The 12,588-nt window shown below is 71.7% G+C and carries 12 protein-coding genes; 5 read left to right on the forward strand and 7 right to left on the reverse strand.

Features of this window, described 5'->3' with window-relative positions; translation table 11 throughout:
- Positions 1 to 19: 19 nt before the first annotated feature.
- On the reverse strand, positions 20 to 1,351 hold the full coding sequence (locus AB5J55_RS06400; protein WP_369269730.1) for an aminotransferase class I/II-fold pyridoxal phosphate-dependent enzyme: 1,332 nt from the start codon (positions 1,349 to 1,351) through the stop codon (positions 20 to 22).
- 59 nt (positions 1,352 to 1,410) lie between these two features.
- On the opposite strand from AB5J55_RS06400, the gene AB5J55_RS06405 reads away from it, so the two are divergent.
- Positions 1,411 to 2,094, forward strand: a complete 684-nt coding sequence (locus AB5J55_RS06405) for a pyridoxamine 5'-phosphate oxidase family protein (RefSeq protein ID WP_369269731.1) — start codon at positions 1,411 to 1,413, stop codon at positions 2,092 to 2,094.
- Complete coding sequence (locus AB5J55_RS06410; protein WP_369269732.1) at positions 2,094 to 2,726, forward strand: FMN-binding negative transcriptional regulator; 633 nt, start codon at positions 2,094 to 2,096, stop codon at positions 2,724 to 2,726. Before AB5J55_RS06405 ends, AB5J55_RS06410 begins: the two co-directional genes overlap by 1 nt.
- A 72-nt stretch (positions 2,727 to 2,798) precedes the next feature.
- On the opposite strand, the gene AB5J55_RS06415 is transcribed toward AB5J55_RS06410, so the two are convergent.
- The 3 genes from AB5J55_RS06415 to AB5J55_RS06425 form a co-directional block, all read right to left on the reverse strand.
- Positions 2,799 to 3,749 (reverse strand): DMT family transporter, encoded by a 951-nt coding sequence (locus AB5J55_RS06415; protein ID WP_369269733.1) that lies wholly within the window; start codon positions 3,747 to 3,749, stop codon positions 2,799 to 2,801.
- Positions 3,750 to 3,928: 179 nt separating this feature from the next.
- The gene (locus AB5J55_RS06420) at positions 3,929 to 4,933 is read right to left on the reverse strand and encodes a DMT family transporter (RefSeq protein ID WP_369269734.1); all 1,005 of its coding nucleotides are present in this window, start codon (positions 4,931 to 4,933) and stop codon (positions 3,929 to 3,931) included.
- 108 nt (positions 4,934 to 5,041) lie between these two features.
- Positions 5,042 to 5,626 (reverse strand): Clp protease N-terminal domain-containing protein, encoded by a 585-nt coding sequence (locus AB5J55_RS06425; RefSeq protein ID WP_369269735.1) that lies wholly within the window; start codon positions 5,624 to 5,626, stop codon positions 5,042 to 5,044.
- Positions 5,627 to 5,895: 269 nt separating this feature from the next.
- Here AB5J55_RS06425 and AB5J55_RS06430 point away from each other — a divergent pair, with 269 nt between their 5' ends.
- The gene (locus AB5J55_RS06430; protein ID WP_369269736.1) at positions 5,896 to 6,327 is read left to right on the forward strand and encodes an SRPBCC family protein; all 432 of its coding nucleotides are present in this window, start codon (positions 5,896 to 5,898) and stop codon (positions 6,325 to 6,327) included.
- Between the two features lie 106 nt (positions 6,328 to 6,433).
- Here AB5J55_RS06430 and AB5J55_RS06435 read toward each other — a convergent pair whose 3' ends face one another.
- Entirely contained in the window at positions 6,434 to 7,060 is a 627-nt protein-coding gene (locus tag AB5J55_RS06435; RefSeq protein WP_362378765.1) for a PadR family transcriptional regulator, read from the reverse strand.
- Positions 7,061 to 7,225: 165 nt separating this feature from the next.
- On the opposite strand from AB5J55_RS06435, the gene AB5J55_RS06440 reads away from it, so the two are divergent.
- Positions 7,226 to 8,035, forward strand: coding sequence for a PhzF family phenazine biosynthesis protein (locus AB5J55_RS06440; protein WP_369269737.1), 810 nt, complete (start codon positions 7,226 to 7,228; stop codon positions 8,033 to 8,035).
- A gap of 109 nt (positions 8,036 to 8,144) precedes the next feature.
- Here the strand turns inward: AB5J55_RS06440 and AB5J55_RS06445 are convergent, their stop codons facing one another.
- The gene (locus tag AB5J55_RS06445; protein ID WP_369269738.1) at positions 8,145 to 8,945 is read right to left on the reverse strand and encodes a CPBP family intramembrane glutamic endopeptidase; all 801 of its coding nucleotides are present in this window, start codon (positions 8,943 to 8,945) and stop codon (positions 8,145 to 8,147) included.
- Between the two features lie 194 nt (positions 8,946 to 9,139).
- Between AB5J55_RS06445 and AB5J55_RS06450 the strand changes: the two genes are divergently transcribed.
- Entirely contained in the window at positions 9,140 to 10,933 is a 1,794-nt protein-coding gene (locus AB5J55_RS06450; protein ID WP_369269739.1) for a substrate-binding and VWA domain-containing protein, read from the forward strand.
- 46 nt (positions 10,934 to 10,979) lie between these two features.
- On the opposite strand, the gene AB5J55_RS06455 is transcribed toward AB5J55_RS06450, so the two are convergent.
- A complete protein-coding gene (locus AB5J55_RS06455) occupies positions 10,980 to 12,497 on the reverse strand; it encodes a glutamate--cysteine ligase (RefSeq protein ID WP_369269740.1) in 1,518 nt (505 codons plus the stop codon).
- Positions 12,498 to 12,588 lie beyond the last annotated feature (91 nt).

Genomic DNA, 12,588 nt, shown 5'->3' on the forward strand with positions numbered 1-12,588 from the left:
TCGGCCATGCCCAGCCGTGTCATGCGTAGCTCCTCGCCGGCGTCGACGCCACCGCCGTGGCCACCGCGTCCGCCAGCGGGGTGACCTCGTCCGGGGAGAGCGTCGCGACCGTGATGCGGATTCCGGGTGGAGCGCTCATTCGGAATCGCGCGCCCGGCGCCACCGCCCAGCCGGCGTGCAGCAGTCGGGCCACGGCGCCCGTCTCGTCGGGTACCGGGACCCACACGTTCAGGCCGCTGCGGCCGTGCGCCGTGATCCCCCGCTCCACCAGCGCGGCGATCAGTGCGTCACGGCGAGCGGCGTACGCCGCTGCCACCCTCGTCGGGTCGACGGCGCCCTCGGCCCACAGCCGCACCAGGGCCCGCTGACCGAGGCGGCTCACCCAGCCGGGACCGAGGCGCTGGCGGCCGCGCACCCGGTCGACGGTGACGGGGTCGCCGGTGAAGACGGCGAGCCTCAGGTCAGGGCCGTAGGCCTTGGCGGCCGAGCGGACGAAGGCCCAGCTGCGGGTGGTGCCGGCGAGGGCGTGCACAGGCAGGTCGACGATGCCGTGGCCGTGGTCGTCCTCGATGAGCAGCACGTCCGGGTGGTCCGTCAGCACGGAGCGCAGGGCACGCGCGCGTGCGGCGGTCACGGCCGCGCCCGTCGGGTTCTGCGCCCGGTCGGTGACGATCAGGGCGCGTGCTCCCGCCTCCAGAGCCCGGCGCACGTCGTCCGGCAGCGGACCCTCGTCGTCCACGCCGACAGGGGCGGTCCGCAGTCCGACCGCCGGGGCGAGGTCGAGCAGGCTGCCCCAGCCGGGGTCCTCGACGGCGACGGTGTCGCCGGGCTTGAGATGGGCCGCGAGGACTCGTTCGATCACGTCGAGCGAGCCGGAGGCGACGGCGATCGGCCCGTCCGGGACGCCGTCGGCGTCGAATGCCGCCCGCGCACTGCGCGCCAGCTCCGGTTCCACGGCCGCGTCCCCGTACATGACGGGCTCCCGGTCGTTCTGCTCGGCGGCCGCGGCGAACGCCTTGGCCAGGGGCGGCAGCAGTGCGGGGTCCGGGTTGCCTCCGGCCACGTTCCGTACGCCCTCCGGCACGTCCACCCGGATGGACTCGCGCCCGGTCGTGGCCGGCTTGGGCCGCACCCGGCTGCCCCGGCGCCCGGCCGTCTCGATGACCCCGCGCTCCCGCAGGATCCGGTAGGCGGCCGCGACGGTGTTGGGATTGACGCCCAGCTCCACAGCCAACTCCCGCATGGGCGGGAGGACTTGCCCCGGCTCCAGGTCACCGGCACCCACCGCACGCTCGACGCTCGACGCAATCTCCGCTGCGCGACGCCCTTCGATCCGATATCCTCCTAGCACAAAGAAGATTATGTACTAGTGCAATAAAGATCGCAAGGCACATCGCAAGGGAGACCGAAATGCAGGGGACCACACAGCCGACGCAGCAGCCCGCCGCCTATCCGGCGACCGACCGCACGGTCCCCACGCGCTCCCCGGACCGGGCCTCGTACGACAAGGAGCTCGTGCACGCGATACTCGACGAGGCCTACGTCTGCCACCTCGGCTTCGTCCGCGACGGCGCACCGGTCGTGCTGCCCACGCTGTTCGCCCGGGTCGGTGAGACGCTCTACGTCCACGGCTCGACGGGTTCGCGCCCGCTGCGGATGACCGGCCGGGCCGACCCGGGACTGCCGGTGTGCCTGACGGTCACGCATGTCGACGCGCTGATCCTGGCCCGCTCGGCCTTCCACCACTCGATCAACTACCGGTCCGTGGTGGTGCACGGCACCGCGTACGACGTGACGGACCCGCAGGAGAAGCAAACCGCCCTGGACGCGCTCGTCGACCACGTCGTGGCCGGCCGGTCCCGGGACTCCCGCCCCGCCAACAAGAAGGAACTGGCCGCCACCGCCGTCATCCGCCTCGACCTCGACGAGGTCTCCGCCAAGCTCCGCACCGGCGGCGTGAACGACGAGCCCGAGGACCTCACCCTCCCCCACTGGGCCGGCGTCGTCCCCCTGCGCAAGGGCTACGACGCGCCCGTCGACGACCCCGACCTGGCTCCCGGCACCGAACTTCCCGACTACCTCAGGGCGCTGTGATGCTGATACACCCCTGGGACGCGCCCCGCGACGACGCCGAGTGGCAGCGGTGGCTGGCCGTCCACGACTTCGGGCACCTCGTCGTCAACGGCCTTGACGGCGAGCCGCCGTTCGCCCAGCCACTGCACTTCGCGTACGACGCCGAGCGCGGCGAGGTCGTCACCCACCTGGCCCGACCGAACCCGATGTGGCCCGCCCTGCTGGCGCACCCCGAGGTCGTGCTGAGCGTGGTGGACGACTACGCGTACGTGCCGGGCCCGTGGCAGGCGGCACCGGACGCGCCGCCCGAGCACGGTGAACCGACCAGCTTCTACGCGGCGGTCCAACTCCGATGCCGGGCCCATGTCGTGGACGACCCGGCCGAGAAGGCCGAGCTCCTCAACCGCCAGGTCGGCCACTTCCAGCCGGAGGGAGGCTCGGCGGAGGTGGCGGTCGGCGAGGCACCGTTCGGCAGGCTGTTGTCCGGCGTCCGCGGGCTGCGCCTCGAAGTCACCGGCGTGCGCGCGAAGTTCAAGTACGCGGGCAGGCGCACGGCGCAGGTGCAGGACCGGATCGCCGCGAAGCTGACGGAGCGGGCCGGTCCGGGTGACGCGGCGGCTCGCGAGCACATGCTGCGTCGCCGCCCGGCCTGAGGCGAAGGGGCGCTCAACGGCCCTCCGCTCACCCGAGGGGCCCCGCACCGGGCGGTGCGGGGCCCCTCACGCTCACGCCGGCAGCCGCCGCGCGCCCCGGGCCTCCGCCACCGCCAGCCCTGTGACGGACCCGAGCATCAGCAGGGTGCCGGCGAGGGTCGGTGCCGTCAGGTGTTCGCCGAGCAGGAGGACGGCGAGTACCGCCGCGCTGACCGGCTCCAGCAGCATGATCACGGACACGGTGGCCGACCGTACGGCGGCAGCGCCCGCGAAGTAGAGGGCGTACGCGAGGGCGGTGGGGACGGCCGCGATGTACGCCAGCAGCCAACCCAGCCGTACGGGTTCGGCCGTGTGCGGCACGAGTCCCTCGGCGAGGGCGAACGGCAGCAGACACAGGCTGGTGACCGCAAAGGACCGCACGGACGTACCGGCGGCGCCCGCCCCGCCGTCGCGGCCCCACATCCGCGTCAGCAGAGTCATCACGGAGTACCCGGCCGCGGACACGAGCGCGAGCAGCACGCCCCACGGCCGTACGGTCGGCCCCTCGCCGCCGAGTGCCAGCACCGCGAGCCCGATGAGCGCGCCGGCCACGGCCGCGACGCCACCACGGCCGAGCCGCTCCCCCAGCGTCAGCCGGGCGCCGAGCGCGATGAACACCGGGCCGGCGCCGAGGGTGACGACCGTGCCCACGGCGAGTCCGGTGACGTCGACGGCAGCGAAGTACGCCGTCTGGAACACGGCGAGCCCGACGCCCGTGGCCCCGGCCCGCAGCGCCTTGCGGCCGAGCGGCTCGGGTGCGACGGTCCGCGCCTGCACAGGCAGGCGCGGCCGCAGCAGGCGGACGGCCAGCAGCAGCACGAACCCGATCGCGCAGCGCCAGAAGGAGAGGGCGACCGGTCCCATGTCACTGGCGCGGTAGACCAGGGAGGCGGCGGCGCCCGCGGTGCCCCAGGCGGCACCGGCGACGATCAGATAGAGAAGGCCACGCCCGATGGGCAGGCCGGAGACAGCGGTGTTCGACACGACTTTTTCTCCGCAGACATGCAGAAGTGCTGGAAGGAGCCCGGCTCAGCGGGATCCGTGGACTTCGTCTGCGGGCAGCACCGTTCCGCCCGGCGTGACGCCGGGCAGGCGTTCCGGAGGGCCCGCCTCAGGCGGCCGGAGGCGGAAGAACGAGTGCCGTGGAGTGCATGATCCGCACCTTATGCGGCCGGTTCGCGGGCCGACAAATCCCTTTCCGGACCGCCGCTCGCCACCGGCTCGGGGGAACCCTTCGTGGGCGCCGACGACTGCGCGATGAACGCGCCGGCCAGGACAACCGCTCCACCGATGATCTGCGGCGCGGAGAGGTGCTCGCCGAGCAGGAACCAGGCGAGGACGGTCGCGATGACCGCTTCGAGGCATGCGACGACGCCGGCGACCTGCGGCGAGAGCCGGCGTACGGAGACAACGCCGGTGACGTACGCGATGACCGTGGCGACCAGGACGATCCAGGACAGCAGCAGCACGGCCGCGACCGGGGTGCCGCCCATGTGCGCGGTGCCGCCGAGCACGGACCAGTCCATCGTCCAGGGGCGGGCGACCACGGTGAGCACGCCGGCGCCGATGAGGAGGCCGTAGGCGATCACGCCGAGCGGGTCGGGGGCGTCGGCGCCGGAGTCGCTGCCCTGGTCGGACAGGACGAAGTAGCCGACCTGGCAGCAGGCGGCGCCGAGAGCGAGGAGCAGTCCGAGCGCGTCGAAGCTCAGCCCGGACCAGATCTCGACGACACAGGCGAGTCCGCCGACCGCGAGGACGACCCCGACCGCAGCGGCGGGCGTGACCGGCCGCCGCTGCACGAACCGCACCCAGCCGAGGACGAGCGCGGGGGCGAGGTACTCGACGAGCAGCGCGACCCCGACCGGGATACGGGATATCGAGGCGAAGTAGAAGGCCTGCACACCGGCCACGCCGAGCAGTCCGAACCCGGCGAGCAGGGCGGGGCGGCGGCGCAGCAGCGCGCGGTGGCGCACGGCGAGCGGCAGCATCACGAGGGCCGCGCCGGCGACCCGGAGCCACACGACGTGCAGCGGGTCGAGCCCCGCCTCGATCAGAGGCTTGGCTGCGACACCGGATCCTCCGAAGGCGACCGCGGAACCGAGCGCCAGACCGAGCCCGACGCCCTTGCCGCGGCCGGCGTGACTGTTTTCAGACATACGCACCGGCACATGATGACAGGGGATGACATGAGCGTCACCCCCAATGACACCTGTCTCAGCGAGTGGACGGCGGGACCGCGCCGCGAGGGAGCCAGGGGATGCGTGGGCCGCGTGGGCCTAGCGGGCGGTTTCGGCGCCGCCGACGTATTCGTCCCGGTTTTCGTCCCGGTTTTCGTCCCGGTTTTCGTCGATGCGGGCACGCAGGGCGTTCGCGTCGATTCCGGCGCGGGCGAGCACCTCGACAGCGCGAGCCTGCGGGTCCACGACGATCGCCGCGAGGAGGTCGATGCCGCGGGCCCGAGTGTCGCCGCGCGAGGTGGCACGTCGGCAGGCGTACTCCATCGCGTTCGCGGCCAGCGGGGAGAACCCCTCACCCTCCATGACCACGGGTACGCCGCCGGAGTCCTCGACGCTGCCCTGCCAGCGCAGGCCGTAGCCGATGGTGCGCTGGACGAGGTAGCCGAGGAGGCGGGCGATCTGGGGTCCTTCGCCGAATACGGCGTACACATCCCGGTCGTGCTCAAGGAGGGAGTGCAGCAGATGGGCCGTGTCGATCTGCCGGTCCCCGTCCCTGACCGCCCGGCGGCGGGCGCCGGAGATCACCGCTGCCAGCTCGTCGCTGAGCCTGGCATCGTCCGCCGCGGCGTCCGGGCGCCGGCGGTCCTGCTCCTGGGCCGACTGCCGGGGGATACGGGGTTGCACATCCCCTACCTCATCAACGGCTTAGAGCCGAGTCATCCCCGAGGGGAAGCATTTGCGCGTCCCACACAGAGTGGACTCAGGCGGCCGGAATCTCCTCCCTACGGATGAGATCACGCCGAAAGACCCTGATGGGCGCGCGCCGCCTTGCCGTGCGCCTCGGACGACCTGTCGGGCGTCTCCACATTTTCTGATGGTTCATCAGTATTGAATGTTCCACGCCCCACAGCTACGTTCCGCGACACCGTAGCCCGAGACGAAGGGGTGGTCGCATGGCCGAAGTCAGCGCGGAGGCACGCATCGAGGCACCGGCCGAGAAGGTCTGGGCGCAGCTGACGGACTGGTCGGCATGGAACGAGTGGAACGCCACCCACACCAGCTTCCCGGGCGGCGGCCCCACAGCACTCGAAGTGGGCGGGACCTTCCAGGAGAACATGAAGCTGATGGGGTTCCCGGCCGAGGTCGAGTGGACCATCGAGGAACTGCAGTCGGCACGAGTGCTCGCCATTCGCGGCAAGGGCCCGATGGCGGTGACCGTGGCCACGCGCTACACACTGGCTCCGGACGGCGACAGCGCCACGACCGTGCGCATCGACGGGGAGTTCACGGGTGCGGCGGTGTCGTTGATGGCGGGCAAGCTCAAGGATTCGGCGACGGCGGCCCTGAACGAGTCGCTGCGGAAGCTGGCGGGACTGGTGACCTGAAGGGCGTCGCCACGCACAGGAAGGCGCCCCGCGGATCACTCCACGGGGCGCCTTCACTGGCGACGGGGAGGCCGTACGTCAGTCGCCGTACGACAATCGCCGTACGTCAGTCCTCGTCGGCGAGGATCAGGTACAGGCGCTTGCGGGCGTCGTTGATGACGGTCAGCGCCTTCTCGCGCTGCTCCTTGCTGCCCGTCTTCCAGACCTGCCCGAAGGCCTCCATCAGACCGAAACCGGCCTGACGGATCTCACCGAGGGCCTCCCAGTCGACACCGCGGGAGGCTTCCTCCCAGGGCGCCTCGGGCCCGGCCTCGGCCGCCTCGCGGCCCGCCTCCGTGAGCGAGAACAGCTTCTTGCCGCCCTCACTCTCACTGGCGATCAGACCCTCGTCCTCCAGCAGCTGGAGGGTGGGGTACACCGAGCCGGGACTGGGCTTCCACGCCCCGCCGCTACGCTCGGCGATCTCCTGGATCATCTCGTAGCCGTGCATGGGGCGGTCCTTCAGCAGGGCGAGGATCGACGCACGCACATCGCCGCGCCGCGCCCTCCCTCGCGGTCCGCCTCGACCACCCCTCGGCCCCCAGGGGCCGGGTCCGAATCCAGGCCCACCGAAACCGGGGCCGCCGGGGCCACCCGGCCCGAACGGCCCGAAGGCGCCGCGAAGCCCCTCGAAGCCGCCTCGGCCGTGATGACCGTGTCCACCGTGTCCACGCTCGAATCCATGGGAACGCATCGCAATCACTCCATCCATCGTTGATCTGTCGCGATGGCTCAACGATATATCGGAACAGTTCGCTGAGCAAGAGCGGGAAGAGATGCGATGGCGACCTCGGAATCGGTCCAGCACCCACGAATTGGCCTTGGCCGCCCTCTCCTCGCACCCTCTACCGTCTCCGGCATGCGGATTCGAATCGTCGATGCCTTCACCGACCGCCCTTTCGGCGGCAACCCGGCCGGGGTGCTCCTCCTGGACGGCTTCCCGGAGGACGACTGGCTTCAGAACGTGGCCATGGAGGTCAATCACGCCGAGACGGCGTTCGCGCACCCGTTGGAGGAGGGCGGGGAGGCGGACTGGGCGTTGCGGTGGTTCACGCCCGTCGCCGAGGTGGCGATGTGCGGGCACGCCACGCTCGCCACGGCCCATGTGCTGCACGGCACCGGCGGCCACGAGGGACCCGTACGGTTCGCCACCCGCAGTGGCGTCCTCGTCGCCACGCCTCGCGAGGACGGTTCCATCACCCTCGACTTCCCGACGGCCCCGCTCACGCCGGTCGAGGTACCGGACGGGGTCGCACAGGCGCTGGGCACCGAGCCGCTCGTCGCCTTCGACACCGGCCCGAACGTCGGCGACCTGCTCCTCGAAGTCGCCGACGAGAAGACGGTCCACTCCCTGCGCCCCGACCTCAAGGCCCTGGGCGCCTACTCCGAGCGCGGCATCATCGCCACCGCCCGCGCCGAGGACCCCACCCGCGGCCACGACTACGTCTCCCGCTGCTTCTTCCCGAACGTCGGCATCGACGAGGACCCCGTCACCGGCAGCGCCCACACGGCCCTCGCGCCCTTCTGGTCCGAGCGCCTCGGACGCACGGACCTCACGGGCTTGCAGGCCTCCCGCCGCTCGGGCCACGTCCGCACGGAACTGCGCGGCGACCGCACGCTGCTGAGCGGCCGCGCGGTGACCGTGATCGAGGGGGAGCTGATCGCCTAGACGCGTCGGCCGGTCCACGCGGCGCGCAGACCGGCCGAGCGTGTCGAAGGGGGCGTACGACTGTCTCGTACGCCCCCTTCGACACGCTCCTGGTGACCGCCGACCGGCGTTACGCCGTGGGCAGCCATCCCACCTTCCCGGCCAGGAGCGCGTACCCCACGAACGCCCCTATGTCGAGCAGGGAATGCGCCACCACCAGCGGGCCCACCCGGCCCCATCGCCGGTACAGGTAGACGAACACCACGCCCATCGCCATGTTGCCGAGGAAGCCGCCGATGCCCTGGTAGAGGTGGTACGAGCCGCGCAGTACGGAACTGGCCACCAGCGCGGCGCCGGGTGTCCAGCCCAACTGGTCCAGCCGGCGCAGCAGATAGCCGACGACGATGACCTCTTCGAGGATCGCGTTCTGCATCGCCGAGAGGATGAGGACCGGGTACTTCCACCACACGTCCGGCAGGGCCTCGGGCACCACGGTGAGGTTGAAGCCGAGTCCGCGAGCGGCCAGGTAGAAGGCGATTCCGGTGCTGCCGATCACCGCCGCGACGCCCGCGCCACGGCCGAGGTCCGGCCAGGGGCGAGTGCGGTCGAAGCCGAGGGTGCGCAGGCTCCGCCCCTCGCGCAGCAGGAAGTGCGCGACGAGCGCGACGGGGATCAGGGCGGTGGTGATGCCGAACAGCTGCCACGCGAGATCCAGCCAGGGACGGCCCGGCGCGGCCGAGGCGTTGAGCGTGGCCGCCTGGTCCTTGAGGCCCCCCGGTTTGGTGACCGAGCCGACAAAACTGATCAGGGCGGAGACACCACTCGCACCGAGCGAAAGCCCCAGAACGAGCAGCGTCTCATCACGGAAGATCCGTCGCGAGGGCCGCTCATGCGGAAAAGAATCGGCCACGGGGCCTGCCTCGCCCTGCACACCTGCCTCCAGTTGAGTAATCCCGCCTCATCCTCATCGCCACCCCGCTAGGGTCTCGAATGCACTTACGAAGACCGTGCGCGACAGGCCGTTGGGGGGACGGGCGCCGTACGGGGCGTACCGCCCCTTTGCCTGCCATACGGCCGGACTCCGGCACGTGGTTCAGCAGGGCAACAGGGAGGGGCACCACCGTCATGGGACGTCACAGCTTGCCCGATCAGTATGGGGCGGGCGGCAGCGACCCCCGTCGACGCGGCCTGCGTCGAGGCGCACGCCGCCGGACGGTGGTCATCGCGACCGCCCTCGTCCTGACCGTCGCCGGCGGTACGGCCGCCGCGGTCGGGGGCGGGCTGCTCTCCTTCGGCTCCTCCTGCCAGGACGACCCGGTGCGGCTGACCCTGGCCGCGTCCCCCGACCTCGCCCCGGCCCTGCAAACGGCGGCGAAGCAGGCCAGGGAGGCCGACCTCACCTCGGACGGGCGCTGCGTCGCCGTGACGGTGAGCGCTCGCGAGTCGTACGCGGTCGCGGACACACTCCTGGCGGGCAAGGACCCCGGCGCCGAGGTGTGGGTGCCGGACTCGGAGCTGTGGCTCCAGCGGCTCACGGCGGACGGCGGCGCGGCTGCGATCTCCACGGTGGGCCATGTCGCCTCCACACCGGTCGGGGTGGCGATGGTGCCCGCGGCCGCGAAGTCGCTGGGATGGCCGAGGAAGACGTACAGCTGGCTGGAGCTGGCCGGTGCCCGCCTGCGCGACGACTCGCTCCGGCTCGGCGCGGCCGACCCCGCGCGCAGCGCGAGCGGGCTGCTCGCCCTCACGCAGCTGAGCACGGCTGCCGGCGCGGGCGAGGGCGGGGACACGCAGGCCGCGGCGATGATGAAGGCGCTGTCGCAGCGCGTCTCCGCCAGTGACGGCCAGGTGCTGGAGACCCTGCCGCGCGACTCCTCGGGCACCGAGCTGGGCAACCCGAAACGCAACCAGGCGCTGGTCGTGAGCGAGCAGGCGGCACACATGTACAACTCCGGGGCGGACGGCGGCAGCAGCCTGGACTTCTTCTATCCGAAGGACGGCTCGCCCCGCCTCGACTACCCGTATGCCCTCCTCGACCAGACTGGGCTGACGACCGACGAGAGCCGGGCCGCGATCCGGTTCATGAGCTACCTCGGCGACGCTCGACAGCGGCGGCTGCTGGAACGGCACGGCTTCAGGACGTCCGACGACGCGGCGCCGCCCGACGTGCTGGTCACCCGGGCAGGCGGCAGCAGTGCGCAGCCGTACGCGGAGCCGGCGGGCCGGCCGGCCTCGGCGGTCGCGGTCCAGGAGACGCTCGGCGTGTGGACGATCACCGTGCAGAGTGCGCGGATCACCACGGTCGTGGACGCCTCCGCGTCCATGGCCGAGCCGGTGCCGGGCACCGAGCAGTCGCGGATGGACGTCACCAAGGCGTCGCTGCTGCAGGCCCTCGCCACGTTCACGGCGGACGACGAGATCGGCCTGTGGGACTTCGCCACCGAGCTGGACGGCGACAAGGACTACCGCGTACTCGTGCCGACCGAACGGCTCGGCGACGGGAACGGTGGCGGCGCGCAACGCGAAAGGCTGTCGACGGCGTTCGGCGACCTGGAGCCGGTGCCGGACGGTGCGACCGGCCTGTACGACACCACGCTCGCCGCCTACAGGGCGGCGACCGACTCCTACGCCAAGGGCAGGTTCAACGCCCTGGTCGTCCTCACCGACGGCAGGAACGAGGACCCGGGCAGCATCTCGCGCGCCGACCTCATCACCCGTCTGGAACGCCTCACCAACCCCGAGCGCCCGGTCCCCCTGATCATGATCGCCGTCGGCCCCGACGCGGACCGCGAGGAGGCCGACCGCATCGCCAGGGCGACGGGCGGCTCGGGCCACGAGGTCACGGATCCGTCCCAGATCCACTCGGTGATCCTCAAGGCCATCGTGGGGGCGGCGTCACCGGGCGCCCCCAGCAGCTGAGAGGCCGACGTCCGCCAACCGCACCCTTCCCGCCCCGTCAGGGCCGTCATCTGAGCGGCACCGGCTCCAGCAACCCCACCGGCCACGTGTGCACCGGATCCCCGCGGTGCATCAGCTCGCGGTACCGGCGCGTCGTCGCCGCCAGGGCCGCCTCTCGGGACAGGCCGGACTCCAGGGCCCGGTGGAAGGTGGCCGCCTGCCAGGACGCGCCGTTCGTGCGCCTGCGACATCGCTCCTCGATGACGCCCAGGTAGAAGTCCCGGTCGGCCGGCTCGACGCCCCACGCGTCCAGGCCGACCTCGGCGAGCGGCAGCAGTTCGTCGCGTACGAGGCTCACCGCGTCGACCTCGGCCGTCCCGCCGTAGCGCCCCCTCCGGGGCCAGCGCAGCCGCGCGTCGATGCCGTGTTTGCACGCCTCGTCGAAGTTGGCGGCCGCGGCCTCGAAGGGCAGCCGGGTCCACACGGGCCGCGACTCCTCGGCGAGGGCGCGGACGACGCCGTAGTAGAAGGCCGCGTTGGCGACAACGTCCGTGACGGTCGGCCCGGCGGGCAGCACGCGGTTCTCCACACGCAGGTGCGGGACGCCGTCGGCGATGCCGTAGACCGGCCGGTTCCAGCGGTACACGGTGCCGTTGTGCAGGACGAGTTCGGCGAGCGACGGTGTGCCGCCGGCGTTCAGGACTTCGAGGGGGTCCTCGTCGTCGCAGATCGGCAGCAGGGCGGGGAAGAACCGCAGGTTCTCCTCGAAGAGGTCGTACGCCGAGGAGATCCACCGCTCCCCGAACCAGGTGCGCGGCCGCACGCCTTGGGCCTGGAGTTCGGGCGGCCGGGTGTCGGTGGACTGCTGGAACAGCGGCGGCCGCGACTCCCGCCACAGCTCGCGCCCGAAGAGGAACGGCGAGTTGGCGCCCACGGCGACCTGCGCGGCCGCGACCGCCTGTGCCGCGTTCCAGACGTCGGCGAAGCGGCCCGGCGTGACCTGGAGGTGCAGTTGCACGGAGGTGCAGGCGGCCTCCGGGGCGATGGAGCCCGAGGTGCACGTCAGGCGCTCCACACCGTCGATGTCGAGCGTGAACTCCTCACCGCGGGCAGCCACGATCTGGTCGTTGAGCAGGGTGTAGCGGTCGACGGCGGAGAGGTTCGAGGAGACCAGGTCGTCCCTGTCCAGCGTCGGCAGAATGCCGATCATCACGATTCCCGCGTCGAGCTCACCCGCTTTTCGGTCGGCATATGCCAGTGACGTACGGAGCTCTTCGGCCAGCCGGTCGAATACCCGCTCCTGAAGCCGGTGCGGGGCGATGTTGACTTCCAGGTTGAACATGGCGAGTTCCGTTTGGAAATCGCGGCTCGCGATCCGCTCCAGTACCTGCATGTTCAACATTTTCGGCATGCCGTCGGCGCCGGCGAGATTCAATTCGATCTCCAGCCCCATGAGGTTCTTGGGGCGGTCGAACCGCTTCTCCTCCAGCAACCGCTCCAGGCCCGTCAGACACTGCCGCAGCTTCTCGCGGTAGTGCTGGCGATCGGACAGATCGAACCGACCTGCCACGACCTTCTCCCCCATCGAAGCTTCCCTCCTCGGATGGCCGGGCTCTGCGGCCCGCTCGGCGGACCCTGGATCCGACCGCAGGTCCCGGGTCAGGTGGGATGATGCC

Source organism: Streptomyces sp. R11 (assembly GCF_041051905.1).
Lineage (GTDB): Bacteria > Actinomycetota > Actinomycetes > Streptomycetales > Streptomycetaceae > Streptomyces.

Coding starts and splice junctions, on each gene's coding strand:
- AB5J55_RS06430 (WP_369269736.1), top strand. CDS start 5,896: ATGGCCGAAGTCAGCGCGGAGGCACGCATCGAGGCACCGGCCGAGAAG.
- AB5J55_RS06455 (WP_369269740.1), bottom strand. CDS start 12,497: ATGGGGGAGAAGGTCGTGGCAGGTCGGTTCGATCTGTCCGATCGCCAG.
- AB5J55_RS06435 (WP_362378765.1), bottom strand. CDS start 7,060: ATGCGTTCCCATGGATTCGAGCGTGGACACGGTGGACACGGTCATCAC.
- AB5J55_RS06450 (WP_369269739.1), top strand. CDS start 9,140: ATGGGACGTCACAGCTTGCCCGATCAGTATGGGGCGGGCGGCAGCGAC.
- AB5J55_RS06410 (WP_369269732.1), top strand. CDS start 2,094: ATGCTGATACACCCCTGGGACGCGCCCCGCGACGACGCCGAGTGGCAG.
- AB5J55_RS06440 (WP_369269737.1), top strand. CDS start 7,226: ATGCGGATTCGAATCGTCGATGCCTTCACCGACCGCCCTTTCGGCGGC.
- AB5J55_RS06405 (WP_369269731.1), top strand. CDS start 1,411: ATGCAGGGGACCACACAGCCGACGCAGCAGCCCGCCGCCTATCCGGCG.